23 protein-coding genes and 1 pseudogene are annotated in these 25,799 nt (G+C 56.4%); 17 read left to right on the forward strand and 7 right to left on the reverse strand.

Going from position 1 to position 25,799, the window contains the following annotated elements:
* Positions 1-124: 124 nt before the first annotated feature.
* Positions 125-2,146 carry an NADPH-dependent 2,4-dienoyl-CoA reductase gene (locus HWQ15_RS04815; protein WP_063149078.1) on the forward strand — a complete coding sequence of 674 codons (2,022 nt, stop codon included), beginning with the start codon at positions 125-127 and terminating at the stop codon, positions 2,144-2,146.
* Positions 2,147-2,278: 132 nt separating this feature from the next.
* Here the strand turns inward: HWQ15_RS04815 and rlmG are convergent, their stop codons facing one another.
* Positions 2,279-3,415, reverse strand: coding sequence for a 23S rRNA (guanine(1835)-N(2))-methyltransferase RlmG (rlmG, locus tag HWQ15_RS04820; RefSeq protein WP_023298689.1), 1,137 nt, complete (start codon positions 3,413-3,415; stop codon positions 2,279-2,281).
* Positions 3,416-3,498: 83 nt separating this feature from the next.
* On the opposite strand from rlmG, the gene HWQ15_RS04825 reads away from it, so the two are divergent.
* The 4 genes from HWQ15_RS04825 to sstT all read left to right on the forward strand — a co-directional run bounded on the left by HWQ15_RS04825 (position 3,499) and on the right by sstT (position 7,806).
* Entirely contained in the window at positions 3,499-4,002 is a 504-nt protein-coding gene (locus tag HWQ15_RS04825) for a M48 family metallopeptidase (protein ID WP_023298690.1), read from the forward strand.
* A 70-nt stretch (positions 4,003-4,072) separates the two neighbouring features.
* Complete coding sequence (locus HWQ15_RS04830; RefSeq protein ID WP_022649469.1) at positions 4,073-5,071, forward strand: Gfo/Idh/MocA family protein; 999 nt, start codon at positions 4,073-4,075, stop codon at positions 5,069-5,071.
* Positions 5,072-5,323: 252 nt separating this feature from the next.
* Positions 5,324-6,289: a TerC family protein gene (locus tag HWQ15_RS04835; protein WP_022649470.1), complete on the forward strand. Its 966-nt coding sequence runs from the start codon at positions 5,324-5,326 to the stop codon at positions 6,287-6,289.
* Positions 6,290-6,564: 275 nt separating this feature from the next.
* Complete coding sequence (gene sstT / locus HWQ15_RS04840) at positions 6,565-7,806, forward strand: serine/threonine transporter SstT (RefSeq protein ID WP_023298692.1); 1,242 nt, start codon at positions 6,565-6,567, stop codon at positions 7,804-7,806.
* A gap of 139 nt (positions 7,807-7,945) precedes the next feature.
* Here sstT and HWQ15_RS04845 read toward each other — a convergent pair whose 3' ends face one another.
* A complete protein-coding gene (locus HWQ15_RS04845; RefSeq protein WP_063149076.1) occupies positions 7,946-9,433 on the reverse strand; it encodes a UxaA family hydrolase in 1,488 nt (495 codons plus the stop codon).
* A gap of 17 nt (positions 9,434-9,450) precedes the next feature.
* Entirely contained in the window at positions 9,451-10,863 is a 1,413-nt protein-coding gene (gene uxaC / locus HWQ15_RS04850) for a glucuronate isomerase (protein WP_063146532.1), read from the reverse strand.
* Between the two features lie 475 nt (positions 10,864-11,338).
* Between uxaC and HWQ15_RS04855 the strand changes: the two genes are divergently transcribed.
* From HWQ15_RS04855 to HWQ15_RS04905, 11 genes are all read left to right on the forward strand, one after another.
* A complete protein-coding gene (locus HWQ15_RS04855; protein WP_063215985.1) occupies positions 11,339-12,637 on the forward strand; it encodes an MFS transporter in 1,299 nt (432 codons plus the stop codon).
* A gap of 196 nt (positions 12,638-12,833) precedes the next feature.
* Entirely contained in the window at positions 12,834-13,610 is a 777-nt protein-coding gene (gene exuR, locus HWQ15_RS04860) for a transcriptional regulator ExuR (RefSeq protein ID WP_023298695.1), read from the forward strand.
* 341 nt (positions 13,611-13,951) lie between these two features.
* Positions 13,952-14,614 carry a DedA family general envelope maintenance protein YqjA gene (gene yqjA, locus HWQ15_RS04865; RefSeq protein ID WP_022649475.1) on the forward strand — a complete coding sequence of 221 codons (663 nt, stop codon included), beginning with the start codon at positions 13,952-13,954 and terminating at the stop codon, positions 14,612-14,614.
* Between the two features lie 2 nt (positions 14,615-14,616).
* The gene (gene mzrA, locus HWQ15_RS04870) at positions 14,617-15,000 is read left to right on the forward strand and encodes an EnvZ/OmpR regulon moderator MzrA (RefSeq protein WP_022649476.1); all 384 of its coding nucleotides are present in this window, start codon (positions 14,617-14,619) and stop codon (positions 14,998-15,000) included.
* Between the two features lie 143 nt (positions 15,001-15,143).
* Positions 15,144-15,512 carry a DUF1090 domain-containing protein gene (locus tag HWQ15_RS04875; RefSeq protein WP_017382428.1) on the forward strand — a complete coding sequence of 123 codons (369 nt, stop codon included), beginning with the start codon at positions 15,144-15,146 and terminating at the stop codon, positions 15,510-15,512.
* A gap of 29 nt (positions 15,513-15,541) precedes the next feature.
* Positions 15,542-15,847, forward strand: a complete 306-nt coding sequence (locus HWQ15_RS04880; RefSeq protein WP_008503141.1) for a YqjD family protein — start codon at positions 15,542-15,544, stop codon at positions 15,845-15,847.
* A 2-nt stretch (positions 15,848-15,849) separates the two neighbouring features.
* Positions 15,850-16,248: a phage holin family protein gene (locus HWQ15_RS04885; protein WP_003862647.1), complete on the forward strand. Its 399-nt coding sequence runs from the start codon at positions 15,850-15,852 to the stop codon at positions 16,246-16,248.
* Positions 16,245-16,541 carry a YqjK-like family protein gene (locus HWQ15_RS04890; protein ID WP_022649477.1) on the forward strand — a complete coding sequence of 99 codons (297 nt, stop codon included), beginning with the start codon at positions 16,245-16,247 and terminating at the stop codon, positions 16,539-16,541. Before HWQ15_RS04885 ends, HWQ15_RS04890 begins: the two co-directional genes overlap by 4 nt.
* Before the next feature lie 254 nt (positions 16,542-16,795).
* A complete protein-coding gene (locus tag HWQ15_RS04895) occupies positions 16,796-17,188 on the forward strand; it encodes a DoxX family protein (protein WP_006812075.1) in 393 nt (130 codons plus the stop codon).
* Positions 17,189-17,260: 72 nt separating this feature from the next.
* Positions 17,261-18,247 (forward strand): glutathione S-transferase family protein, encoded by a 987-nt coding sequence (locus HWQ15_RS04900; RefSeq protein ID WP_058677049.1) that lies wholly within the window; start codon positions 17,261-17,263, stop codon positions 18,245-18,247.
* 106 nt (positions 18,248-18,353) lie between these two features.
* Positions 18,354-18,719, forward strand: a complete 366-nt coding sequence (locus tag HWQ15_RS04905) for a DUF805 domain-containing protein (protein WP_022649479.1) — start codon at positions 18,354-18,356, stop codon at positions 18,717-18,719.
* Between the two features lie 47 nt (positions 18,720-18,766).
* Here the strand turns inward: HWQ15_RS04905 and yhaJ are convergent, their stop codons facing one another.
* A complete protein-coding gene (yhaJ, locus tag HWQ15_RS04910; protein WP_022649480.1) occupies positions 18,767-19,669 on the reverse strand; it encodes a DNA-binding transcriptional regulator YhaJ in 903 nt (300 codons plus the stop codon).
* Between the two features lie 104 nt (positions 19,670-19,773).
* Here yhaJ and HWQ15_RS04915 point away from each other — a divergent pair, with 104 nt between their 5' ends.
* Positions 19,774-20,475, forward strand: a complete 702-nt coding sequence (locus tag HWQ15_RS04915) for a pirin family protein (RefSeq protein ID WP_022649481.1) — start codon at positions 19,774-19,776, stop codon at positions 20,473-20,475.
* 94 nt (positions 20,476-20,569) lie between these two features.
* On the opposite strand, the pseudogene HWQ15_RS04920 reads toward HWQ15_RS04915, so the two are convergent.
* The 3 genes and pseudogenes from HWQ15_RS04920 to pflB form a co-directional block, all read right to left on the reverse strand.
* Positions 20,570-21,871 (reverse strand): annotated as a pseudogene (locus HWQ15_RS04920) (serine dehydratase subunit alpha family protein).
* Positions 21,872-21,891: 20 nt separating this feature from the next.
* Positions 21,892-23,223: an amino acid permease gene (locus HWQ15_RS04925; RefSeq protein WP_022649483.1), complete on the reverse strand. Its 1,332-nt coding sequence runs from the start codon at positions 23,221-23,223 to the stop codon at positions 21,892-21,894.
* Positions 23,224-23,496: 273 nt separating this feature from the next.
* The gene (gene pflB, locus HWQ15_RS04930) at positions 23,497-25,791 is read right to left on the reverse strand and encodes a formate C-acetyltransferase (protein ID WP_063149074.1); all 2,295 of its coding nucleotides are present in this window, start codon (positions 25,789-25,791) and stop codon (positions 23,497-23,499) included.
* Positions 25,792-25,799 lie beyond the last annotated feature (8 nt).

Raw genomic sequence — 25,799 nt, forward strand, 5'->3', positions numbered from 1 at the left:
GTGAGGGGTGAAGTTCTTTGAGATCTATCACAATCATTCGATCCCGCTTTTACCTTTCTGCCGCCGCTGGCTAAATTAGTAACTCATCCGACCACATAACAATAATTTTACACTGGAAGAGACTATGAGCCGTTACCCGTCGTTATTCGCCCCTCTCGATCTGGGGTTCACTACCCTCAAAAACCGCGTGTTAATGGGCTCAATGCACACCGGGCTGGAGGAGCGTCCGGACGGGGCTGAACGTCTGGCAGCCTTCTATGCCGAGCGCGCGCGCCACGGGGTGGCGCTGATTGTCACCGGCGGCGTAGCCCCTGCCCCTTCCGGGGTAACAATGGAGGGCGGCGCGGTGTTGAACGATGCGACACAGCTGCCGCACCACCGCATTGTGACCGATGCGGTTCACAACGAGGGCGGCAAAATCGCCCTGCAAATTCTGCATACCGGGCGCTACAGCTATCAGCCGAACCTGGTTGCCCCCTCGGCTATTCAGGCACCGATTAACCGCTTTACTCCCCATGCCCTCAGCCATGACGAGATCCTGGCGCTGATAGATGACTTTGCTCGCTGCGCCGCGCTGGCGCGGGAAGCGGGTTACGACGGCGTGGAGGTGATGGGCTCAGAAGGCTACCTGATCAACGAATTCCTTGCCGCACGCACCAACCAGCGCGACGACGAATGGGGTGGTGACTATGCCCGCCGCATGCGTTTTGCCGTGGAGGTGGTGCGTGCGGTGCGTGAACGTGCGGGTGCGGATTTTATTATCATCTTCCGCCTGTCGATGCTCGACCTGGTGGAAGGCGGCGGCACCTTCGACGAAACCGTGCAGCTGGCGCAGGCGATTGAAGCCGCTGGTGCCACCATTATCAACACCGGGATTGGCTGGCACGAAGCGCGCATCCCCACCATCGCCACGCCGGTGCCGCGTGCGGCGTTCAGCTGGGTTACGCGCAAGCTGAAAGGCAAAGTCTCCGTTCCGCTGGTGACCACTAACCGCATTAACGATCCGCAGGTGGCGGACGATGTGATCTCCCGCGGCGACGCCGATATGGTGTCGATGGCGCGTCCGTTCCTCGCGGATGCCGAACTGCTCTCCAAAGCGCAAAGCGGCCGTGCGGATGAGATCAACACCTGTATCGGCTGTAACCAGGCGTGTCTGGATCAGATCTTCGTCGGCAAGGTCACCTCCTGCCTGGTGAATCCCCGCGCCTGCCATGAAACCAAAATGCCGATCGTTCCTGCGACCAACAAGAAGCGTCTGGCCGTGGTGGGCGCAGGACCCGCTGGCCTGGCGTTTGCGGTCAATGCCGCCTCGCGTGGGCACAGCGTGACGCTGTTTGATGCGCTGGCGGAAATCGGCGGGCAGTTTACTATCGCCAGACAGATCCCCGGCAAAGAGGAGTTCTATGAAACGCTGCGCTATTACCGCCGGATGATCGAGGTGACGGGCGTCGATCTGCGGCTCAATCAGGTTGTCAGCGCGGCGGATCTGATCGGTTTCGACGAGGTGATCCTCGCGAGTGGGATCGCCCCGCGCACCCCTGCGATCGAGGGTATCGATCATCCGAAGGTATTGAGCTATCTGGACGTGCTGCGCGACAAAGCGCCGGTTGGCGAGAAGGTGGCGATCATCGGCTGCGGCGGGATCGGTTTTGATACCGCAATGTATTTAAGCCAGCCGGGCGAAGCCACCAGCCAGAACATCGCTGAGTTCTGCGTGGAATGGGGCATTGATACCAGTCTCAGTCAGTCCGGCGGTTTACGCCCGGAAGGTCCGCAGCTGCCGAAAAGCCCGCGTCAGATCGTGATGCTCCAGCGTAAAGCCAGCAAGCCGGGTGAAGGGCTGGGGAAAACCACAGGCTGGATCCACCGCGCCACCCTGCTCTCGCGCGGGGTAAAGATGATCCCGGGGGTGAGCTATCAGAAGATCGACGACGACGGGCTACACGTTCTGATCGGCGGTGAGCCGCAGCTGCTGGACGTGGATCATGTGATTTTGTGCGCCGGGCAGGAGCCGAAGCGCGATCTGGCCGATCCGCTGCGTGAGGCAGGGAAAACGGTACATTTGATTGGCGGGTGCGACGTGGCGATGGAGCTGGATGCGCGGCGGGCGATTGCGCAGGGGACAAAACTGGCGCTGAGTATTTAACGGCATCGCCCGGTGGCGCTTCGCTTACCGGGCCTACGGGTCCGAGGCCATTGTAGGCCCGGTAAGCGAAGCGCCACCGGGCATTTGAAACCGTAGGCCTGTGCAAGCGAAGCGCCGCCAGGCAAAGCGATCTTACCGACGACGCCCCAGCTTCACCGATTTCAGCACCACGAATTTGTTATTGGTGGCAATGGTGACGCAGTTGCCGAAAATTTTCTTCAGCTTGTGGAAGTAGTCCAGGTGGCGGTTCGCCACGATATACAGCTCGCCGTTGATTTTCAGGCAGCGGCGCGCGTGGTGGAACATCTCCCACGCGACGTTATCCGTCAGGGCGTGCTTCTGGTGGAACGGAGGATTGCAAAACACCGCGTTGAAGCGGAAAGGCTCTACGCCGGACAGCGCGTTATTGATCATAAACTCGCAGCGATCCAGCGCCTCCGGCAGATTGGTTTCCACGTTCAGACGGCTTGAAGCCACCGCCATTGGCGATTCGTCGCTGAACACCACGCTGGCCTCCGGGTTCTTCGCCAGCAGCGTCAGGCCAATCACGCCGTTACCGCAGCCGAGATCGACAATCTCCCCTTCCAGGTTTTCCGGCAGATGTTCCATAAAGAAGCGTGCGCCGATATCCAGACCGGTACGGGAGAAGACGTTCGCGTGGTTGTGAATGGTCCAGTCGGTCCCTTCCAGCTTCCAGCTCAGGGTCTCTGGCGCGTCGGCCAGTTCCGGCGCGCTGAAGGTACAGTTGATCAGGCGCGCTTTTTTCCAGGCCAGCGTCGTAGTGGTCGGGCCGAGCACTTTCTCGAACAGTTCCAGCGTCGAGGTGTGAATATCACGCGCCTTGGCGCCCGCGATGATGCGCGTTTCTGGCGTCACGACTTTACGCAGCGCGCGCAGTTGCTGCTCCAGCAGCGCCATGGTTTTGGGCACTTTAATCAGAACCACGCCTGGCGCCTGCGGGTAGTCCGCGGTGCTGTCGAGGAACTTCACGCTGGATTCGTCGATATCGTTGTGACGCAGGTTTTCACGCGTCGCCAGCTCGCTTAAGTAAGAATCGCCGATACTGTAAGGCGCATGTTCCGCGAGCGCACAGCCCAGCGCGCCAAACGCGTCATTCAGGATCAGTACCGGGCCGCGGATTTCAGTCTCATCCAACTGCTGCAGCAGATATTCATCCGCCGCTTCCCACGCCTGAAGCGGGTTCACGTCGTCCGTTTCCGGGAAACGTTTAAGGTTGAGTGAACGGAAACCGTTGTCTAAGTGGCTCATCGGCCCTCCTGAATGGTAAAATTTGGCGTATCCCTGAAAAGGGTGCGTGAGTATACCCGTTTTCACACTATTTTGGGGTTTTGATGAACCAGCTGACTTATCTCCAGGGCTACCCGGAGCAATTACTATCCCAGGTTCGCGACCTGATCGCCGCGGGAAAGCTCGGCGCGGTGCTGGAAAAACGCTACCCGGGCACGCATGATTTCGCGACTGACAAAGCCCTCTGGCAGTATACGCAGGATCTGAAAAGCCAGTATCTGAAGAGCGCCCCGCCGATCAACAAGGTGATGTACGACAACAAGATCCACGTGCTGAAAAACGCGCTCGGCCTGCATACCGCCATCTCCCGCGTGCAGGGCGGCAAGCTGAAGGCTAAGGCGGAGATCCGCGTCGCGACCGTCTTTCGCAATGCACCGGAAGCCTTTCTGCGGATGATCGTGGTGCACGAGCTGGCGCACCTGAAAGAGAAAGATCACGACAAAGCGTTCTATTCCCTGTGCTGCCATATGGAGCCGCAGTACCACCAGCTGGAGTTTGATACCCGTTTGTGGCTGACGCATTTATCGTTAAAGAGTAATGCGCAGTAGCGCACGCGAAATGTCATGAGGACGTGCTACAGTGGCTTTAGGTTCCCTGCTACGGAGTACGTAAACGTTTATGATACGTTTCGCAGTCATCGGTACGAACTGGATCACGCGCCAGTTCGTCGACGCCGCCCACGAAACCGGCAAATATAAGCTCACCGCAGTCTATTCCCGCAGCCTTGAGCAGGCGCAAAGTTTTGCGAATGACTACCTGGTTGAACATCTGTTCACCTCACTCGATGAGATGGCGCAAAGCGACGCCATTGACGCGGTCTATATCGCCAGCCCGAATGCTCTGCACTTCCCGCAAACGAAGCTGTTCCTCAGCCATAAAAAGCATGTGATCTGCGAGAAGCCGCTGGCGTCGAATATCCACGAAGTGGAAGCCGCCATTGCGCTTGCCCGCGAAAACCAGGTGGTGCTGTTTGAAGCGTTCAAAACCGCCAGCCTGCCCAACTTCCTGCTGTTGCAGCAGTCCCTGCCGAAAATTGGCAAAGTGCGTAAAGCCTTTATCAACTACTGCCAGTATTCCTCGCGCTACCAGCGCTATCTGGACGGCGAAAACCCGAACACCTTTAACCCGGCCTTCTCGAATGGCTCGATTATGGATATCGGTTTTTACTGCCTGGCCTCTGCGGTTGCGCTGTGGGGGGAACCACACGGCGTGACGGCCACCGCCAGCCTGCTGGAGAGCGGCGTGGATGCACACGGCGTTGTGGTGCTGGACTACGGTGATTTCAGCGTGACGTTGCAGCACTCGAAGGTCAGCGACTCCGTGCTGCCAAGCGAAATTCAGGGCGAAGACGGCTCGCTGGTGATCGAAAAAATCTCCGAATGCCAGAAGCTCAGCATCGTTCCGCGCGGCGGAAAAGCGCAGGAGCTGACGCAGCCTCAGCATATTAACACTATGCTTTATGAGGCAGAGGTCTTCGCCCGTCTGGTAGAAGACAACGAAGTGAACCACCCGGGACTGGCGATCAGCCGCACCACGGCGAAGCTGCAAACGGAGATCCGCCGACAGACCGGCGTAATCTTCCCGGCAGACGGCGTGAATGTGGAAGCCGTCGCGTAAAGCTGTGTAATGAAATCGTGCAGACCATTGACGAAATCGATGGTCTGACATAATTTGTTACCTGCAAAGGGGAGTAACTTCTTCGCCGGTGGATCGTCATTACGATGCGTGCAAAACCGCATCCGGTCGCCGGGCAACCTTCGTGGTTGTAAGTGAGACCTTGCCGGAAGGCGAGGTCTATGCATAAAAAGCTAACGGCTATCGTCTTCTGACCATAGCCGTTTTTGTTTTTTTATGTGTAAGGAAAATAGTATGCATTCTGTCGGCACTCCAATGCTGTGGGGCGGATTCGCGGTTGTCGTGCTCATCATGCTGGCGATCGACCTCTTTTTGCAGGGTCGTCGCGGCGAACACGGCATGAGCGTTAAGCAAGCCGCCGTCTGGTCGCTGGTATGGGTTACCCTCTCACTTCTTTTCTGCGCCGCCTTCTGGTGGTATCTGGCCTCAACCGAAGGTCGCGCGGTGGCCGATCCTCAGGCACTCGCCTTCCTCACCGGCTATCTGATTGAAAAAGCGCTGGCGGTTGATAACGTCTTCGTCTGGCTGATGCTGTTCAGTTACTTCGCCGTGCCTGCGGCCCTGCAACGCCGCGTGCTGGTATACGGCGTGCTGGGCGCCATCATTTTGCGTACCATCATGATCTTCGCCGGTAGCTGGCTGATTACCCAGTTCGAATGGCTGCTGTACGTGTTTGGTGCGTTCCTGCTGTTCACCGGGGTCAAAATGGCGCTGGCGAAAGAAGACGATACCGGTATCGGTGATAAGCCGCTGGTGAAGTGGATCCGGGGTCATCTGCGCATGACGGACAAGATCGAGAGCGAGCATTTCTTCGTGCGTAAGAACGGCCTGCTGTTCGCCACCCCGCTGCTGCTGGTGCTGATTCTGGTCGAGCTGAGCGACGTGATTTTCGCGGTGGACAGTATCCCGGCTATCTTCGCGGTCACTACCGACCCGTTCATCGTCCTGACCTCGAACCTGTTCGCCATCCTCGGCCTGCGTGCGATGTACTTCCTGCTGGCGGGCGCGGCAGAGCGCTTCTCAATGCTGAAGTACGGTCTGTCAGTGATTCTGGTCTTTATCGGTATCAAGATGCTGATTGTTGATTTCTACCATATCCCGATCGCCATTTCGCTCGGCGTGGTGTTTGGCATTCTGCTGGTGACGCTGATTATCAATACCTGGGTTAACCGCCAGCACGATAAGAAGCAGCAGGCTTAGTGCAACGTTCGGTGCGGGCTGATGCCCTCACCCCACCCCTCTCCCACGGGGAGAGGGGGAAATGCAATGCAGGCCGGGTAAGCGCAGCGCCACCCGGCACTTTCGTTAACCAATAGTTAAAAAACATGACGCAACACGTAAAATCCAGCATTTTACGCTTCCGCCTTTCGCTGCTTTCCCTGATACTCAACCAGGCAAACAAATACTTACATCCGGATACAAATGTGACTTAGAGCACATCCAGGATGGAACGCAATTTCACTCAGGAATAACGTATGAGCACACAATCTAAGGGCCTGCTTGCGCGCCTGGCGCAGGGCAGTCTTGTAAAACAAATTCTGGTCGGGTTGGTACTGGGTATTCTGCTGGCGATGGTGTCAAAACCTGCGGCGGAAGCGACGGGACTGCTCGGCACCCTTTTCGTTGGCGCACTGAAGGCCGTCGCCCCGGTACTGGTGCTAATGCTGGTGATGGCGTCGATTGCCAACCACCAGCACGGACAAAAAACCAACATTCGCCCTATTCTGTTCCTGTATCTGCTGGGAACCTTCTCTGCTGCCTTAACGGCCGTTGTGTTTAGCTTCCTGTTCCCGTCCACGCTGCACCTGACCAGCGCGGCCGGTGATATCACCCCGCCGTCCGGGATTGTGGAAGTCCTTCGCGGCCTGCTGATGAGCATGGTCTCTAACCCCATCACCGCACTGATGAACGGAAACTACATTGGCATCCTGGTCTGGGCGATTGGTCTGGGCTTCGCGCTGCGTCATGGCAACGAGACCACGAAAAACCTGGTTAACGATTTGTCCAATGCAGTGACCTTCATGGTGAAGCTGGTGATTCGCTTTGCACCAGTCGGTATCTTTGGTCTGGTTTCTTCGACGCTGGCCACCACCGGTTTCGACGCACTGTGGGGCTACGCGCAGCTGCTGGTCGTCCTGGTCGGCTGTATGCTGCTGGTGGCGCTGGTGATCAACCCGCTGCTGGTGTTCTGGCAGATCCGCCGCAACCCGTATCCGCTGGTGCTGACCTGCCTGCGCGAGAGCGGCGTGTATGCCTTCTTCACCCGCAGCTCAGCGGCGAACATACCGGTGAACATGGCGCTGGCGGAGAAGCTGAACCTGGACCGCGATACCTATTCGGTGTCGATTCCCCTGGGTGCAACCGTGAACATGGCCGGTGCGGCGATTACCATCACCGTGCTGACGCTGGCGGCGGTGCATACGCTGGGTATTCCGGTAGATCTGCCAACCGCGCTGCTGCTGAGCGTCGTTGCATCACTGTGTGCCTGTGGCGCATCCGGCGTGGCGGGCGGCTCTCTGCTGCTGATCCCGCTGGCCTGTAACATGTTCGGTATTCCGAACGAGATTGCCATGCAGGTTGTCGCGGTCGGTTTCATTATCGGCGTATTGCAGGATTCCTGCGAAACCGCGCTGAACTCCTCTACCGACGTGCTGTTTACCGCCGCAGCCTGTCAGGCGGAAGATGCGCGTTTAGCGAAGAACGCCCTGCGCAGTTAAAAAGAAAAGCCCGGTGGCGGCTACGCCTTACCGGGCCTACAAGGTAAATGCAAAACGGCAACATGTGTTGCCGTTTTTAGTGTTTGCACCCTCTCGCTGTGGGAGAGGGCCGGGGTGAGGGCACCAGCCCGCACCCGACTTATAGCGTCACACCACTCTTAAAGATCGCCAGCTCGCGGAAGTCGTTCTTCTCGTTGCAGGTCTGCCTGCCGCTGGCAAATTCCACAATCGTGTCCACGAATTCGCTCAGCAGCTGCGGCATCGCTTTGCCGTGGATCAGTTGGCCCGCATCAAAGTCGATCCAGTGCTTTTTCTTCGCCGCCAGTTCGCTGTTAGTGGCGATTTTCACCGTCGGCACAAACCCGCCGTACGGCGTACCGCGACCGGTACTGAACAGCACCATATGACAGCCCGCTCCCGCCAGCGCGCTGGTGGCGACCGCATCGTTGCCCGGTGCGCTGAGCAGGTTCAGGCCGTGCGTTTTCAGCCGCTCACCGTAGCGCAGCACGTCCACCACCTGGCTGGCGCCCGCTTTTTGAGTGCAGCCCAGGGATTTCTCTTCAAGCGTGGTGATCCCGCCCGCTTTGTTACCCGGCGAGGGGTTCTCGTATATCGGCTGGTTATGGGCGATGAAGTACTGTTTGAAGTCGTTGACCATGGTGACGGTCTTCTCAAAGATCTCTTCGTCGCGGCAGTGGCTCATCAGAATGCGCTCTGCGCCGAACATCTCCGGCACTTCGGTCAGCACCGTAGTGCCGCCGTTGGCAATCACGTAATCCGAGAAGCGACCCAGCATTGGGTTAGCGGTAATGCCGGAAAGGCCATCAGATCCGCCGCACTCCAGGCCAAACTTCAGTTCGCTCAGCGTGCCCGGCTCGCGCTTGTCGTGACGCATCACCTCGTACAGCTGATGCAGCTGTTCAACGCCCGCTTCCACTTCGTCGTCCTGGTGCTGACACACCATAAAGTGCACGCGCTCAGGGTCAAATTCGCCCAGCGTGTCGCGGAAGGCGTCAACCTGATTGTTCTCGCAGCCGAGGCCGATCACCAGCACCGCGCCCGCGTTCGGGTGGCGCACCATGTTTTGCAGCATGGTGCGGGTATTGATGTGGTCGTCGCCCAGCTGGGAACAACCGTAGGTGTGGCTGAACAGATGCACGCCGTCGGTGCCTTCAGCATCATTAGTCTCTTTCAGGAAACGCGTCTGAATTTGACGCGCGATCCCGTTCACGCAGCCGACAGTCGGGAGGATCCACAGCTCATTGCGGATCCCCACCTCGCCGCTGGCGCGGCGGTAGATCTGTACCTCACGATCGGCCGCCTGTCCTTCTTCTGGCTGGAAGTCAGGTTGATAGCTGTACTCGTCCAGATCGCTGAGATTGGTGCGGGTATTGTGGGAATGAATGTATTCACCCGGCGCAATATCCGCCAGCGCATGACCGATGGGCAAACCGTACTTCACCACGTTCTCCCCTTTCGCGATGGGGATCAGGGCAAACTTATGTCCACGTCCAATGGCCTGGCGTAACGTCACCGACTGGTTGTCGAAGGTCACTTCCGTCCCTTCGGCTAAATCGGCCAGCGCGACGGCAACGTTATCCAGCGAATGGATTTTGATGTATTGCATATCAACCTCAAACGGCCTTAGTTCAGTTCAATGGCGAAGTAGTCACGCGCATTGTTAAAGCAGATGTTTCTCACCATTTCGCCCAGCAGCTGGATATCCGCTGGCGCTTCACCCGCGTGCACCCAGCGGCCAATCATCTGGCACAGAATGCGGCGGAAATATTCATGGCGGGTATAGGAGAGGAAACTGCGGCTGTCGGTCAGCATGCCAACGAAGCGGCTCAACAGGCCGAGCTGCGCCAGCTGCGTCATCTGACGCTCCATGCCGTCTTTTTGATCGTTAAACCACCAGCCGGAACCGAACTGCATCTTGCCCGGCATCCCTTCGCCCTGGAAGTTGCCGATCATGGTGCCCAGTACTTCGTTATCGCGCGGGTTCAGGCAGTAGAGAATGGTTTTTGGCAGCAGGTTTTGCTCGTTCTGTTTGCTCAGCAGTTTTGACAGCTCTTCCGCCAGAGGGCGGTCGTTGATGGAGTCGAAGCCCACGTCCGCGCCCAGCAGTTTGAACTGACGCTGGTTGTTATTACGCAGCGCGCCGATATGGTACTGCTGAACCCAGCCGCGACGGGCATATTCCGCACCGAGGAACACCAGCACCGCGGTTTTGAACTGGGCGACTTCATGCTCGCTCAGGGCTTCGCCGGAGAGACGACGCGCCAGGATGCTGTCCAGCTCGGCTTCGCTGGAATCCGCGAACAGCACCACGTCCAGCGCGTGGTCAGACACTTTACAGCCGTGTGCGGCAAAGTGATCCAGACGTTTGGTCAGCGCGGTTTGCAGATCGTCAAAGCGACGAATGTCGGTATCCGAAACTTCCGCCAGCTTCGCCATGTAGTCGTTAAAGGTCGGCAGCTCGATGTTGAAGGCTTTATCCGGGCGCCAGCTTGGCAGCACTTTGATGTCAAACGTGCTGTCCTTCGCGACAACCGCGTGGTGCTCCAGGGAGTCGATCGGATCGTCGGTTGTGCCCACCATCTTCACGTTCATCTGCTGCATGATGCCGCGCGCCGAGAAGCTATCCTGCGCCAGCAGTTCGTTGCACTGATCCCAGATTTCATCCGCCGTGGCGGGAGAGAGCAGCTTGCCGGTGATACCAAACGGACGACGCAGTTCGAGGTGCGTCCAGTGGTATAACGGGTTACCGATGGTGTGAGGAACGGTAGCGGCCCAGGCGTCAAACTTCTCGCGATCGGTCGCGTCGCCGGTACACAGGCGCTCGGCCACGCCGTTGGTGCGCATTGCGCGCCACTTATAGTGGTCACCCTTCAGCCAGATATCATACAGGTTTTTGAAACGGTAATTTTCGGCAACCTGCTGCGGCGGTAAATGGCAGTGGTAGTCGAAAATCGGCTGGTCTTTTGCGTAGTCGTGGTACAGGCGGCGAGCAAATTCGGTATCTAACAGGAAATCTTCGGTCATAAACGGTGTCATTATCGTCTTCCTCATTACGGGAGCGTCAGAAAGCTTATGTTCAGATGCTGCAAAGTTATCACACCAATTTCCAGAGTCCGACGTTTTTTTCGTGAGTTAGATCAATAAACGTCGACAAATAAATTACCCTCAAAGGGGTAAACCTTCTTGCAGGCCGCGCCAGATCTGGCTTTGCGCACGCCGCATAATATCCCTACAAAGATTCACTCTTTTGTGATGTCACTCACCTTTTAAAGTTGTATGACAAGTTATCTTTTCGCCGTCGCAAACTATAAGCCGACGGAATGCATTACCGGTGTTTGTTACATCGGATTTAACGGTACGGAAGCCGACTTAGCACGATGACTTATGGCAAGGTTCGGGCCGTTCCGGGACAGGTTCCCGGTTACGCCCCTCCCGTTACAGAACAGCTCCCGGCAACGGTTGAGTTGTTGCCGTGTCCCGACACGGAAATAACATAACGATGAGGTTTTACATGCGTAAAATTAAAGGGTTACGTTGGTACATGATCGCACTGGTGACGCTCGGCACCGTGCTGGGCTACCTGACACGTAACACCGTGGCAGCAGCGGCGCCAACGTTGATGGAAGAGTTACATATCTCCACACAACAATACTCTTACATCATTGCGGCGTATTCTGCCGCTTACACCGTAATGCAGCCTGTTGCAGGTTATGTTCTTGATATTCTGGGTACAAAAATTGGTTATGCCTTCTTCGCTGTAGCATGGGCCGTCTTCTGCGGGGCGACGGCGCTGGCTGGCAGCTGGGGCGGGCTGGCGCTGGCGCGTGGTGCGGTAGGTGCTGCCGAAGCGGCGATGATCCCTGCGGGTCTGAAAGCCAGCTCTGAATGGTTCCCGGCAAAAGAACGTTCAATCGCTGTCGGTTACTTCAACGTGGGTTCCTCCATCGGGGCGATGATTGCTCCGCCACTGGTGGTGTGGGCGATTATGATGCACAGCTGGCAAATGGCGTTCATCATCTCCGGTGTGCTGAGTTTTGCCTGGGCCATGGCGTGGCTGATCTTCTATAAACACCCGCGCGATCAGAAAAAGCTGTCTACCGAAGAACGTGACTACATTATTAATGGTCAGGAATCTCATCATCAGACCGACAACGGCAAGAAAATGTCCGTCTGGCAGATCCTGGGTACCCGTCAGTTCTGGGGTATCGCCCTGCCACGCTTCCTGGCGGAACCGGCCTGGGGTACGTTCAACGCCTGGATCCCGCTGTTCATGTTCAAAGTCTACGGCTTTAACCTGAAAGAGATCGCGATGTTCGCCTGGATGCCAATGCTGTTTGCAGACCTGGGCTGTATCGTCGGCGGCTACCTGCCACCGCTGTTCCAGCGCTGGTTTGGCGTGAACCTGATTGTGTCCCGTAAGATGGTGGTCACCATGGGCGCCCTGCTGATGATTGGCCCTGGCATGATTGGCCTGTTCACCAGTCCTTACGTGGCTATCGCCCTGCTGTGTATCGGGGGCTTTGCTCACCAGTCTCTGTCTGGCGCGCTGATTACGCTCTCGTCCGACGTGTTTGGTCGTAACGAAGTTGCCACCGCCAACGGTCTGACCGGGATGGCCGCCTGGACCGCAAGTACCCTGTTCGCCCTCGTGGTCGGCGCGCTGGCAGACACCATCGGCTTCAGCCCGCTGTTCGCGGTACTGGCCATCTTCGACCTGCTGGGTGCAGTGGTTATCTGGACGGTGCTGAAGAGTAAGTCCGCCGAGGAACTGGCGAAAGAGTCCCTTGGGGGACCGGCGACGCAGAGTTAGCTTGTTGTGCCGGGTGGCGGCTTCGCCTTACCCGGCCTACAACACCCGATAAAACCGTAGGCCGGGTAAGCGTAGCGCCACCCGGCAAAAACGTCGCAAAAGCCGCCTCCGGGCTGCTTTTTTAATGGCGAAATCTGGAGAGTGGCACGCAAAAGTGGTATAACAAATCATTCGCCGTACCCTGCCTGGAGAGCATATGGAAATCACCGAATCACGTCGTTTATATCAACAACTTGCCGCCGAGCTGAAAGATCGCATCGAGCAAGGGGTCTATCTTGTCGGTGATAAACTTCCCGCTGAGCGTTTTATTGCGGATGAAAAAAGCGTCAGCCGTACGGTGGTCCGCGAAGCCATCATCATGCTGGAAGTTGAAGGGTATGTTGAGGTACGCAAAGGTTCCGGTATTCACGTGATTTCCAGCCAGGCGAAACACTCCCCCACGCCGGACGAAAGTCTGGAATTTGCCAGCTACGGTCCGTTTGAGCTTCTCCAGGCTCGCCAGCTGATTGAAAGCAATATCGCAGAATTCGCAGCGACGCAGGTCACCAAGCAGGACATCATGAAGCTGATGGAAATCCAGGATCATGCGCGTAAAGAAAAATGTTTCCGCGATTCCGAATGGGACCTGCAATTCCACGTCCAGGTCGCCCTTGCGACTCAAAACACGGCGCTGGCGGCAATCGTTGAAAAAATGTGGACTCAGCGCGTTCACAACCCGTACTGGAAGAAACTGCACGATCACATTGATTCCCGCACGGTAGACAACTGGTGTGACGACCACGACCAGATTCTTAAGGCCCTGATTCGTAAAGATCCGCATGCGGCGAAACTGGCAATGTGGCAGCATCTGGAGAACACTAAACAGATGCTTTTTAATGAAACGAGTGATGACTTTGAATTTAACGCTGACCGCTATCTTTTTGCTGATAATCCGGTGGTTCACCTCGATACCGCGACCAATGTCGCAAAATAACCTCCTGAACTGCTGGCAGGCGCACCGCCGCGCCTTCCGGCCAGACAGGGTAAGAAAACCTCTATAGTGTCAGCCTTTGTAAAATCTCTCGCTCCCCTCCGTGGCTTACGCCAAAATCGTGTTTCCCCTCAAATTCTGTGACGCAGAACGTCGGGCTTTGTTACAATTGGATTCACTTCGTTATTTTGTAAGTTAGTGCTTGCTAACCAGCCAATTAACAGGGAACAGTGTTGGCCACACATCATTGTGTCCGCGAGCGACCATAATGAAATCATAACAATGTCGCCGTGCTGTTTTCCCGAATGACAGGCGTGACGTTAACCGATTTCCAGGAACACTGAATGGAACTTTTGACCCAACTACTGAACGCCCTCTGGGCTCAGGATTTCGAAACGCTGGCCAACCCGTCCATGATTGGCATGCTCTACTTTGTGTTATTTATGATCCTGTTCCTTGAGAACGGTCTGCTGCCTGCTGCCTTTTTACCGGGCGACAGCCTGCTGGTGCTGGTTGGGGTGCTCTGTGCAAAAGGGGCGATGGCTTTCCCACAAACGGTTCTGCTGTTGACCATTGCCGCCAGCCTGGGTTGCTGGGTGAGTTATATTCAGGGGCGATGGCTCGGCAACACGCGAATCGTTCAGAACTGGCTTTCGCATCTTCCGGCACATTATCACCAGCGAGCGCACCACCTTTTCCATAAGCACGGGCTCTCCGCCTTGCTGATTGGCCGCTTTATCGCATTCGTACGCACCCTGCTGCCGACCATTGCGGGCTTGTCCGGCCTGAGCAGCGCGCGCTTCCAGTTCTTTAACTGGATGAGCGGCCTGCTGTGGGTTCTGATCCTGACCACGCTCGGCTACGCGCTCGGTAAAACGCCGGTCTTTATGAAATATGAAGACCAGCTGATGTCTTGCCTGATGCTGCTGCCCGTCGTCCTGCTGGTGTTTGGCCTGGTCGGTTCACTGGTCGTACTGTGGAAAAAGAAATACGGAGCCAGGGGTTAACGATGGTTATCTCCCCGCTCGCGCTGCGCCGCTTCTCTTACGCCATCGTCGCGCTAATGATGTTCAGCGCTCTCATCCTGCTATGGTCTGCCCTACAGCACCAGGAGTCGACGCTGACTATCCGTCCTGTGAGTCAAGGAACCAGCGTGCCGGATGGTTTTTCCATCTGGCATCATCTGGACGCTAACGGGATCCGCTTTAAGAGCATCACGCCGCAAGACGATGTGCTGCTGATAAAATTTGACTCCAGTGCGCAAAGCGCCGCGGCGAAAGCGGTGCTGGACCGCACGTTGCCGCAGGGTTACATCATCGCGCAACAGGATGATGACAGCCACGTAGCCTCCTGGATGTCACGGTTACGCGACACGTCGCATCGATTTGGCTAACGACTAATATTCCGAATATTTTCACCCACTTTGGTGAAACTCCCGTTTACTTACTATGCTTAAGTACGCGGAGCACCCCTCAGATGTTCTCCGCATAGTTCTGGAACACGGCTTACGCCGTAACACAATGGAAGGTTTCTATAATGAAATACCGCATCACCCTGGCTCTGGCCCTTTTTTCTTTAAGCACAGCTTCCTTCGCTATGTCTCTTTGTCAGGAGAAAGAACAGGATATTCAACGCGAAATCAGTTATGCCGAAAAGCATAACAATCAGCACCGGATCGACGGACTGAAAAAAGCGCTGAGCGAAGTGAAAGACAATTGTACGGACAGCAAGCTGCGTGCCGATCATCAGGAAAAAATCGCTGAACAGAAGGACGAGATAGCCGAGCGCCGTCAAGACCTGCAAGAAGCGAAAGAGAAAGGTGATGCGGAAAAAATTGCCAAGCGCGAGAGGAAGTTGCAAGAGGCGCAGGACGAACTGAAAGCGCTGGAAGCTCGCGATTATTGAGTTAACGGAAATCTCAACAGGAGAGAATCATGTCAAAAGATACAACTTCAGAACATCTGCGCGCTGAGCTGAAATCCCTGGCGGACACCCTGGAAGAGGTGCTGAACTCTTCTGCCGATAAATCGAAAGAAGAAGTCAGCAAACTGCGCAGCAAAGCGGAGCAGGCACTGAAAGAGAGCCGTTACCGTCTGGGTGAAACCGGTGATGCACTGGCGAAACAGACCCGCGAAGCGGCTGCGCGCGCAGACGAATATGTACGTGACAATCCATGGACAGGCGTTGGTATTGGTGCCGCAGTGGGTGTGGTGCTGGGTGTCCTGCTGACGCGTCGTTGATTATGGAAGATCCACGTCACGCACAAGGGCCTGCTAAAAACGTCCTCGGCATCGGCCAGCGTATTCTTACGACGCTGGTCGGGATTGCCGAAACGCGCGTCCGGCTTGCGGTAGTGGAACTGGAAGAGGAGAAAGCCAATCTCTTCCAGATGCTGCTCATGCTTGGGCTTACGATGCTCTTTGCCGCGTTTGGTCTGATGAGCCTGATGGTGTTAATCATCTGGGCTATCGATCCACAGTATCGACTGAACGCGATGATTGCGACTACCGTGGTTCTGCTGGTGGCGGCGCTGATAGGCGGTATCTGGACCCTGCATAAAGCGCGCACGTCGACCTTCCTGCGCCATACGCGCCAGGAGCTGGCCAACGACCGCGCCCTGCTGGAGGATGATAAGTCGTGAGCGACAAAGCCGAACGTCAAAAGCGGAAAGCGTATCTGCTGAGCCAGATCCAGCAGCAGCGGCTGGACCTGTCCGCCAGCCGTCGCGACTGGCTGGAGCTGACCCAGCGTTACGATCGCGGCTGGAATACTCTTCTGAGCCTGCGATCGTGGGCGCTGGTGGGTAGCAGCGTGATGGCGATCTGGACGATTCGTCATCCAAACATGCTTATTCGCTGGGCACGCCGTGGCTTTGGTGTCTGGAGCGCATGGCGTCTGGTGAAAGCAACGATTCGTCAGCAGCAGCTGCGCTAGCCTTCTCGCCGGGTGGCGATGCGCTTACCCGGCCTACGGTAAAAAAGTAGGCCGGGTAAGGCGTAGCCGTCACCCGGCAAAATCTCTCTATGCTCCCTTACTCAATATCTTTGAAAAAGATTGACAGTTTTCCTTGCTAACATTTGCCATCCGCCCCGTTTACACTCCTCTCCATCGACAGCAAAGACGCGGTATCTACCCGAATTTGCAAGCAAATAACGTTTAGCCGCTGATGTGGTTTCCTGGAGAGTAAAATGAAAAAATTAGAAGATGTTGGTGTATTGGTAGCGCGTATTCTGATGCCTGTGCTGTTCATCACCGCAGGCTGGGGCAAAATTACCGGCTATGCGGGTACTCAGCAGTATATGGAAGCGATGGGCGTGCCGGGCTTCCTGCTGCCACTGACCATCCTGCTTGAGTTCGGCGGCGGCCTGGCAGTGCTGTTCGGTTTCCTGACCCGCACCACAGCGCTGTTCACCGCAGGCTTTACCCTGCTGACCGCGTTCATCTTCCACAGCAACTTTGCGGAAGGCGTGAACTCCCTGATGTTCATGAAAAACCTGACCATCGCGGGTGGCTTCCTGCTGCTGGCTATCACGGGTCCGGGCGCCTACAGCATCGACCGTCTTCTGAATAAGAAGTGGTAAGCACGCTATACTGATTAAATTCAAAGCGAGGAGACATCTCCTCGCTTTTGCTATCTGACGGAGGAGTAAAAAATGGGACAACTCGTAGACGGCGTCTGGCAGGATGTCTGGTATGACACCAAATCCACCGGTGGACGCTTTAAGCGCTCTGTTTCGGCCTTCCGTAACTGGCTGACCGCCGACGGCGCGCCCGGCCCGAGTGGCGAAGGGGGCTTTGCGGCGGAGAAAGATCGTTATCATCTGTATGTTTCTCTCGCCTGTCCGTGGGCGCACCGCACGCTGATTGTGCGCAAACTTAAAGGTCTCGAATCGCTAATTCCGGTTTCGGTGGTCAACCCGCTGATGCTGGAAAACGGCTGGACGTTCGACAGTGACTTCCCGGCCGCGACGGGTGATGAGCTTTATCATCACGATTTCCTGTATCAGCTCTATCTGCGCGCCGATCCGCACTACACCGGACGCGTAACGGTGCCTGTGCTGTGGGACAAGAAAAACCAGACGATCGTCAGCAATGAATCCGCTGAAATCATTCGCATGTTCAATACCGCGTTTGACGCGCACGGCGCCCGCGCCGGGGATTACTATCCGGTTGAGCTGCGCGAGAAAATTGACGAGCTGAACGGCTGGATCTACGACAACGTCAACAACGGCGTCTATAAAGCCGGTTTTGCCACCAGTCAGGAAGCGTACGACGAAGCGGTCGGCAACGTGTTTGGATCCCTGGAACGTCTGGAGCAGATCCTCGGCCAGCATCGTTATTTAACGGGCGATCGCCTCACCGAAGCAGACATCCGCCTGTGGACGACGCTGATCCGCTTCGATCCGGTGTATGTCACCCACTTCAAGTGCGACAAGCATCGCATCAGCGATTATCTGAACCTGCACGGTTTCCTGCGCGACATCTATCAGATGCCGGGTATTGCGGAGACGGTCAATTTTGACCATATTCGCACCCATTATTTCCGCAGTCATAAGACCATCAACCCAACGGGCATTATCTCCATTGGTCCGTGGCAGGTTCTGGATGAACCACACGGGCGCGACGTGCGTTTCGGATAATTATTTAGGGAATCAATTGATTCCCTTTTTTAATTCACGGCATACATCTATCCTTATCTCGATCGCTTAGAAAACAAGTGATTGACTGACTAAGAGGCAAGGAAAAATGGACTGGTATTTAAAAGTACTGCGCAACTACGTTGGATTTGGTGGCCGTGCCCGCCGTAAAGAGTACTGGATGTTCGTTCTGGTGAACTTCGTCCTGATTATGGTGCTGGGTATTGTGGACAAAATCCTCGGCTGGGAACGCGAGGGGGGCGAAGGCATTCTCACCACCATTTATGGTGTGTTGGTTCTGCTGCCTTCATGGGCCGTACTGTTTCGTCGTCTTCACGACACCGATCGTTCGGCGTGGTGGCTGCTGTTGCTGTTGATCCCGCTTATCGGCTGGATCGTGATTTTGATTTTCAACTGTCAGAGCGGAACGCCGGGAGAAAACCGCTTTGGTCCGGATCCGAAGATCTGCGCATAAAAAAAAGCCCGGTGGCGCTTCGCTTACCGGGCCTACAAATTACGATTTTATTTATTATATTGCGTGAAAAGCTTCGGAATTTCGCGTAAACACCATGATTTGGCTTCGCCCATGCTGTCACGACGCCACGCCATAATAATATCCACTTCGCTGGTGTATTCCGGGCTGACAACGCGCAGCCGTCCCTCTGCAATGTCCTTTTCGACGAACGGATACGGCATGGTCGCCACGCCCAGCCCCGCCAGCAGCGCCTGACGCTTATCTTCCAGCGACGTCACCGTCAGACGCGGCTGTTTATCCAGCAACTGCACCGTTAACACCGGGCGCTCGCGCGCGGTATCCGCCACCGCCACGCCGCGGTATTTCACGCGCGTGACCTCAGAGAGCGGTTCCGGCTCCTGATGGATCGGGTGACCCGGCGCAGCGACGTAGACGTTCATCACGCTGTACAGTTTGCGCGAGTTAATTTCTGACGATGAGCGGAAATGCATATCCGGCGCAATAACGATATCCGCCCTGCCCGTCTCAAGACGCTCCCACGCCCCTGCCAGCACCTCGGTGATGATCGACAGCTGCGTATTGGCCTTCGCCGCCAGGCGGTCCACCAGCGGGAACAGCGCCTCGGTGGGCACCAGCGCTTCGGTCACTAACGTCAGATGGGTTTCCCAACCGCGCGCCAGCGCTTCGGCATCGGTCGTCAGTTTATCCGCCGCTTCCAGCAATACGCGGCCGCGCTCTAACAGCATCCGCCCAACGTTGGTGAATTTTGTTCGATGACCAGAGCGATCGAAGAGCACAACATCCAGCTCCTCCTCCAGCTTTTGCATGGTATAGCTCAGCGCAGACGGAACGCGCCCCAGTTCATCTGCCGCCGCGGCAAAACTGCCGCGCCTGTCAATCGCGTCCATGACGCGAAGCGCCTCAAGCGTCAATGCTCTCTCTTTAGCCATCTCGTTCTCATTCAGGAAATTTGAACATACCGGGCAGAATATCTGGCTAACATTGCAGCGTCCATACCTTTACCATTGATTTAGTGTAAAGAGAGGTCAAGTTTATGATTACGACAAGAACAGCGAAACAGTGTGGACAAGCCGATTTCGGTTGGTTGCAGGCCCGCTACACCTTTTCCTTTGGACACTACTTTGACCCTAAACTTCTCGGTTACGCTTCACTGCGCGTATTGAACCAGGAAGTGCTCGCCCCGGGCGCGTCCTTCCAGCCGCGCACGTACCCGAAAGTCGATATCCTGAACCTGATCCTGGAAGGCGAGGCAGAATACCGCGATAGCGAGGGCAATCATGTCCAGGCGAAGGCTGGCGAGGCGCTGTTAATTTCCACGCAGCCGGGTATTAGCTATAGCGAGCATAACCTCAGCAAAGACAAAACGCTGACCCGCATGCAGCTGTGGCTGGATGCCTGTCCGGAGCGGGAAAATCCGCTGGTGCAAAAAATCGATCTGAAGGGCGATAAACAGCAGCTGATTGCATCCCCTGATGGCAGCAAAGGCAGCCTGCAGCTGCGCCAGCAGGTGTGGCTGCACCATATCGAACTGAAAAAAGGTGAACAGGCAAGCTTCCAGCTTCATGGCCCGCGCGCCTATCTGCAGTCCATTCACGGAACGGTGCATGCGGTGACGCACGCGGAAGAGAAAGAGGCGCTCACCTGCGGAGACGGTGCGTTTATTCGTGATGAAGCGAATATCACCCTGGTGGCGGATACGCCGCTGCGCGCGCTGCTGATTGATTTGCCGGTTTAACCCCCCCCTCACCCTAGCCCTCTCCCCATAGGGGAGAGGGAACGATCGAGCCCCTCTCCCCTATGGGGAGAGGGATTGGGGTGAGGGGAAATTTTTACACCTTACTCGCCATAATCTCAATTATCTGCCGGTCCGTTGCCTGCATCGAGCGGCACGCCAGCGCGCACAGGTTCGCGATCGACTGCTCCACGTCGTGCGCCACAATCCCCTCATTACCCGTCACGGCAGTATCATCCAACGCCATCATCACGGCTTTCCAGGCGCTGGTGACGCTGGTCGAGACCTTCATTGCGCAACTGTTAGACGCCCCGTCACAGATCATCCCGCTGACGTCGCCGATCATACTGCCGATCGCCATGGAAATTGTCTGGTAAGAACCGCCCATCAGCCACGCCATCCCTGCGGCGGCCCCCATTCCGGCCGTTGTCGCCGCGCACAACGCGGACAAGCGCGGAAGCTGGTAATGGATATAGATCGCCGACAGGTGCGAGAGCATCAGCGCCCGCGCCAGCCGTTCGTCATCGGCCTGAACGTGCTCAGCCACCACCACCACCGGCATGGTGGCGGTGATGCCCTGATTCCCGGAACCCGAGTTGCTCATCGCCGGCAGTGTCGCGCCCCCCATGCGGGCATCCGAGGCTGCGCTGGTGCGGATAACAATGTCTGACCCCAGATCCTGCGCCATCCATCCGCGTGTGCGCTGTTTATTGAGCGTCGCACCAATATGCAACCCCCAGTTGCCACGTAAACCTTCGCGGGAGAGCGCATCGTTCAGCCGTCCCGCATCGAGGATAAAGCGGATCGCGTCGAACGGCACCAGCTCTACAAACTCAAGGATCTGCGACAGCGTGGTGGTCGAGAGCACCGCCAGCGGATCGTCGCTGTTCTGGCTCTGATTATCGTCAAGCCTGAAGCGCGTTTCGCCCTGACACACCATCTCCACCACACGGGTGTGCCCGCCGGCGATGGTCACCATCGCCGAGGATTCACCGACGTAAACGCAGGCACGTGAATAGAGGATCTCATCGCACGGCTCCTGCAATTTTACCTGCACCAGACCCGCGTTCAGCAGTGCTTTGGCGCGCGTTAGCGCCTCGGACGACGCGTCTTTCAACACCTCCAGCCCGGCGTGTGCATTACCGCCTGTCGCCCCCAGCGCGGCCGCGATGGGTAAACCGACCATACCGGTACCGGGCACCGTTACGCCAAGCCCGTTTTTCATCAGGTTCGGCGATACCCACGCCTCGATACGCGTCACCTCACCGTCAAGCTGTCCGGCAGCCATCGCGCACGCCAGCGCCAGCGAGACGGGTTAGGTACAGCCCAGCGCAGGCTTTACCTCTTCCTGCACCGCGCGAATAAAATGGTTCCATAAAGGATTAATTTGCTCAGACATCGTTACGACCTTATTTAACCTCATGAGAAGGCGAGGAAAGGAGAAACACAAAGCAGCAGCCCGGTAATCACAATAATCACCAGCGATACGCCTTTATATTTATGAAGTGCGGGCACTTTGTAGACCAGCCACGCCGGAATTAAGCAGCCCACCATCCCGAAAATAGGGCTACAGATGGAAGTGAAGCTCAGCACCGGCGCGTTTAACACAATCGCGCTCCAGGCCAGCAGGATGGCGAACAGCATAATCCCGCGCTGGACGGCATTTTCATTGATTTTCTCCGCCGGCATTTTGCGGCGCAGGATGTTCATCACAATGCCCTGCGTCGCCTCACGAAAGCCGAGATAGACGCCAAAGAACGCGGTCATCACAGCGAAAATATTGAGGATTACGCTGACAATTTTGACCCAGCCCGCGCCGTCACCGCTGATAAACTGTGCTGCGATTGCCAGGGCGGAAATATTCTGCTCGTAGGCTTTTACCGCCTCGTCGTGCCCCATCGCCAGGGTGAAGGAGACAGCGTAGAAAAAGACCGTCACAAACAGCACGCCAAAGGCGATATTCATTGCCCGCAGCGCTTTATGCCGCGCCACCTCAACGGATTTTTCCCGTGAACGATAGGAAATCACCATCGGGCTTAATGTCTGAATAAACAGAATGGAGGTTAAGGTGAAAGGCAGCGTAATAATGGCGTTTTTAATCAGCAGCCCCATTGGCGGCAGCATGCCGACGTTGGCTAAATGCCAGAGGCCAATCATCGAAAGCCCCAGCGCCGCCACCACAAATAATTTGGTCAGCACCATCAGGCTGGAGACTTTAAACAGCAGCTTTTCACCGCGCGACGAAATGGCGACCAGAATGCAGATCAGGAATAAGCCGTAGAACGGATTTTCCGAGAGCAAACCGTCGGTTACGCCGAAGGTGTGTAAATAGGATGCGCTGTCGTTGGTAATGGCCGTCGAATAGACAAACATCCAGATCACCAGCATCACGAAATAAAGTGCACCCAATAAGATGCCCCAGTTTTTGCCTAAATATCCGCTAATAACGCTCGGATAGTCTTTACATTCCGGCGATTCCGCCAGCGTATTAATAAACAGGCGCTGGAACAGGTACATGGCCGGATAACCAATTATCGACGAGAGTAAAAATACCCATAGCCCCATTAATCCAACCTGCACCGGAAGAAAAACAATGCCCGCGCCGATAGCCATCCCAATACTCATGATGACCCAGCCCGTATCGGTGCTGTCGAATTTAATCGCCTCTCGCCATTCGCTTTCGCTCATTCCCGCCCGCCTTGCCGCAGGGGAATCACTCACAATCACACTGCTGTTTGTTGCCATATTCATTGGGCACTCGCTTATTTTGTAGGGTAACGATTTGTTTTTATAAGGTTCCGATCGCCAGCGATTGCGAGTCAGAGGGTGCAGGTGTGAGTTATTGGTATGGGGAGATCATATCCGGAGCGCGGGAGAAAAAGTCACAACTTTTATATGGATTTCCTAAGGCAAGAGGAAAATATTACTTCGGGATAGCAGAAAAGAGAGTGAGTTTTCTAAAATTGACGGTGTTCACAAAATTAAAAGCCTCCTCATCTGAGGAGGCTGAAGAGGGGGCCTGTGTTAGATCGTCTGCGTAAACGTCCTCGAAATCACGTCCTGCTGCTGCTCGCGGGTCAGAGCGTTAAACCGCACCGCATAGCCTGAAACGCGGATCGTCAGGTTCGGATAGTTCTCCGGATGGGCGATGGCATCCAGCAGCATCTCCCGGTTCATCACGTTGACGTTCAGGTGCTGCCCGCCCTCGATGGTCGCTTCGTGGTGGAAGTACCCGTCCAGCAGCCCGACAAGGTTGGTTTTGCGCACCAGCTCGTCCTTGCCCAGTGCCTGCGGCACGATGGAGAAGGTGTAGGAGATCCCGTCTTTGGCATAGGTGAACGGCAGCTTGGCGACCGAGGTCAACGACGCCACCGCCCCTTTTCTGTCGCGCCCGTGCATCGGGTTGGCGCCAGGCGCAAACGGTGTACCGCCGCGACGTCCGTCCGGCGTGTTGCCGGTCTTCTGCCCGTAAACCACATTGGAGGTGATGGTCAGGATCGACTGCGTCGGCACGGCGTTGCGGTACGTCGGCAGCGCCTGGATTTTCTTCATAAAGCGCTCAACCAGATCGCAGGCGATACTGTCCACGCGATCGTCGTTGTTGCCGTATTGCGGATAGTCGCCTTCGATGACGAAATCGACCGCCAGACCGGTGTGGTCGCGCACCGGTTTTACCGTGGCGTATTTGATGGCTGACAGGGAATCCGCCGCCACCGACAGCCCGGCAATGCCGCAGGCCATGGTGCGGTAAACGTCCCGGTCGTGCAGCGCCATCAGCGAGGCTTCGTAGCTGTATTTATCATGCATGTAGTGAATGAGATTCAGCGCACTGATGTACTGCACTGCCAGCCAGTCCATGAAGTGATCGAGGCTCGCCATTACGGTGTCGTAATCCAGTACCTCATCCAGCAGCGGCTCGGTTTTCGGCCCCACCTGGATCTTCAGCTTCTCATCCACCCCGCCGTTAATCGCGTACAGCAGCGTTTTCGCCAGGTTGGCGCGTGCGCCGAAGAACTGCATCTGCTTGCCGATCACCATCGGACTGACGCAGCAGGCAATGGCGTAGTCGTCGCTGTTAAAGTCGGCACGCATCAGATCATCGTTCTCGTATTGCAGCGAGGAGGTGACGATCGAGACCTGCGCGGCGTATTTCTTGAAAGCGATCGGCAGCTGTTCGGACCAGAGGATCGTCAGGTTTGGCTCCGGCGCAGGCCCCATGGTGTGCAGGGTATGCAGATAGCGGAAGCTGTTTTTGGTCACCAGCGTACGGCCATCCAGCCCCATGCCGCCAATCACTTCCGTGGCCCAGATCGGATCGCCGGAGAAGAGCGTGTCGAACTCCGGCGTGCGCAGGAAGCGCACCATGCGGATCTTCATGATGAAGTGGTCGATCAGCTCCTGGGCCTGCACCTCGTTCAGCCTTCCTGCCTGCATGTCGCGTTCAATGTAGATATCGACGAACGAGGCCGTGCGCCCCAGCGACATCGCCCCGCCGTTCTGGGATTTCACTGCGGCAAGGTAGGCAAAGTAGACCCACTGCACCGCTTCCTGCGCATTCATCGCCGGACGTGAAATATCAAAGCCATAGTTCGCCGCCATCTGCTGGATCTGGAGCAACGCACGTTTATGCTCCGCCAGCTCCTCGCGCAGGCGGATCGTGGCCTCCAGATCGTCTCCGCGCTCCAGTTTCCCCTGGAGATCGGCGAACTGAAGTTCACGCTCGCGCACCAGAAAGCTAATGCCGTACAGCGCCACGCGACGGTAGTCGCCGATGATGCGTCCGCGCCCGTAGCCGTCCGGCAGACCGGTGAGCACGCCGGATTTTCGGCAGCGCATCATCTCCGGGGAATAAACGTCAAATACGCCCTGGTTGTGGGTTTTGCGCAGGTCGGTGAAGAGATATTCAAACTGCGGATCCATCTCGCGACCGTAGGCTTCGAATGAGCTGCGGATCATATTGATTCCGCCGTACGGATGCAGGGCCCGCTTGAGCGGCTTGTCGGTTTGCAGGCCGACGATCGTCTCCAGCTCCTGGTCAATATAGCCCGGCCCGTGCGCGGTAATGGTGGTGGCGATGTTGGTGTCAAAATCCACCGGAGCGTGGGTGGCATTCTCCTGGCGAATGCCGACCATCACCTTCTGCCACAGCGCCGTCGTTGCTGGCGTCGCCTGCGCGAGGAAAGCTTCATCGCCTTCATAAGGGGTGTAGTTATGCTGAATAAAATCGCGCACGTTAACGGCGTTTTTCCATTCTTCACCGCGAAACCCGGCCCATGCGTCGCTGTAAGGCGCGACGCCCGTATCGATTGTTACTTTCATCAGATTCT

This window comes from Enterobacter sp. DSM 30060, assembly GCF_013375955.1.
Classification (GTDB): domain Bacteria; phylum Pseudomonadota; class Gammaproteobacteria; order Enterobacterales; family Enterobacteriaceae; genus Enterobacter; species Enterobacter intestinihominis.

Coding starts and splice junctions, on each gene's coding strand:
- HWQ15_RS04875 (WP_017382428.1), top strand. CDS start 15,144: ATGAAATACCGCATCACCCTGGCTCTGGCCCTTTTTTCTTTAAGCACA.
- HWQ15_RS04905 (WP_022649479.1), top strand. CDS start 18,354: ATGGACTGGTATTTAAAAGTACTGCGCAACTACGTTGGATTTGGTGGC.
- sstT (WP_023298692.1), top strand. CDS start 6,565: ATGAGCACACAATCTAAGGGCCTGCTTGCGCGCCTGGCGCAGGGCAGT.
- pflB (WP_063149074.1), bottom strand. CDS start 25,791: ATGAAAGTAACAATCGATACGGGCGTCGCGCCTTACAGCGACGCATGG.
- HWQ15_RS04915 (WP_022649481.1), top strand. CDS start 19,774: ATGATTACGACAAGAACAGCGAAACAGTGTGGACAAGCCGATTTCGGT.
- HWQ15_RS04900 (WP_058677049.1), top strand. CDS start 17,261: ATGGGACAACTCGTAGACGGCGTCTGGCAGGATGTCTGGTATGACACC.
- mzrA (WP_022649476.1), top strand. CDS start 14,617: ATGGTTATCTCCCCGCTCGCGCTGCGCCGCTTCTCTTACGCCATCGTC.
- HWQ15_RS04830 (WP_022649469.1), top strand. CDS start 4,073: ATGATACGTTTCGCAGTCATCGGTACGAACTGGATCACGCGCCAGTTC.
- HWQ15_RS04855 (WP_063215985.1), top strand. CDS start 11,339: ATGCGTAAAATTAAAGGGTTACGTTGGTACATGATCGCACTGGTGACG.
- HWQ15_RS04815 (WP_063149078.1), top strand. CDS start 125: ATGAGCCGTTACCCGTCGTTATTCGCCCCTCTCGATCTGGGGTTCACT.
- HWQ15_RS04825 (WP_023298690.1), top strand. CDS start 3,499: ATGAACCAGCTGACTTATCTCCAGGGCTACCCGGAGCAATTACTATCC.
- HWQ15_RS04835 (WP_022649470.1), top strand. CDS start 5,324: ATGCATTCTGTCGGCACTCCAATGCTGTGGGGCGGATTCGCGGTTGTC.
- HWQ15_RS04895 (WP_006812075.1), top strand. CDS start 16,796: ATGAAAAAATTAGAAGATGTTGGTGTATTGGTAGCGCGTATTCTGATG.
- uxaC (WP_063146532.1), bottom strand. CDS start 10,863: ATGACACCGTTTATGACCGAAGATTTCCTGTTAGATACCGAATTTGCT.
- HWQ15_RS04845 (WP_063149076.1), bottom strand. CDS start 9,433: ATGCAATACATCAAAATCCATTCGCTGGATAACGTTGCCGTCGCGCTG.
- HWQ15_RS04885 (WP_003862647.1), top strand. CDS start 15,850: ATGGAAGATCCACGTCACGCACAAGGGCCTGCTAAAAACGTCCTCGGC.
- yhaJ (WP_022649480.1), bottom strand. CDS start 19,669: ATGGCTAAAGAGAGAGCATTGACGCTTGAGGCGCTTCGCGTCATGGAC.
- HWQ15_RS04880 (WP_008503141.1), top strand. CDS start 15,542: ATGTCAAAAGATACAACTTCAGAACATCTGCGCGCTGAGCTGAAATCC.
- HWQ15_RS04925 (WP_022649483.1), bottom strand. CDS start 23,223: ATGAATATGGCAACAAACAGCAGTGTGATTGTGAGTGATTCCCCTGCG.
- exuR (WP_023298695.1), top strand. CDS start 12,834: ATGGAAATCACCGAATCACGTCGTTTATATCAACAACTTGCCGCCGAG.
- yqjA (WP_022649475.1), top strand. CDS start 13,952: ATGGAACTTTTGACCCAACTACTGAACGCCCTCTGGGCTCAGGATTTC.
- rlmG (WP_023298689.1), bottom strand. CDS start 3,415: ATGAGCCACTTAGACAACGGTTTCCGTTCACTCAACCTTAAACGTTTC.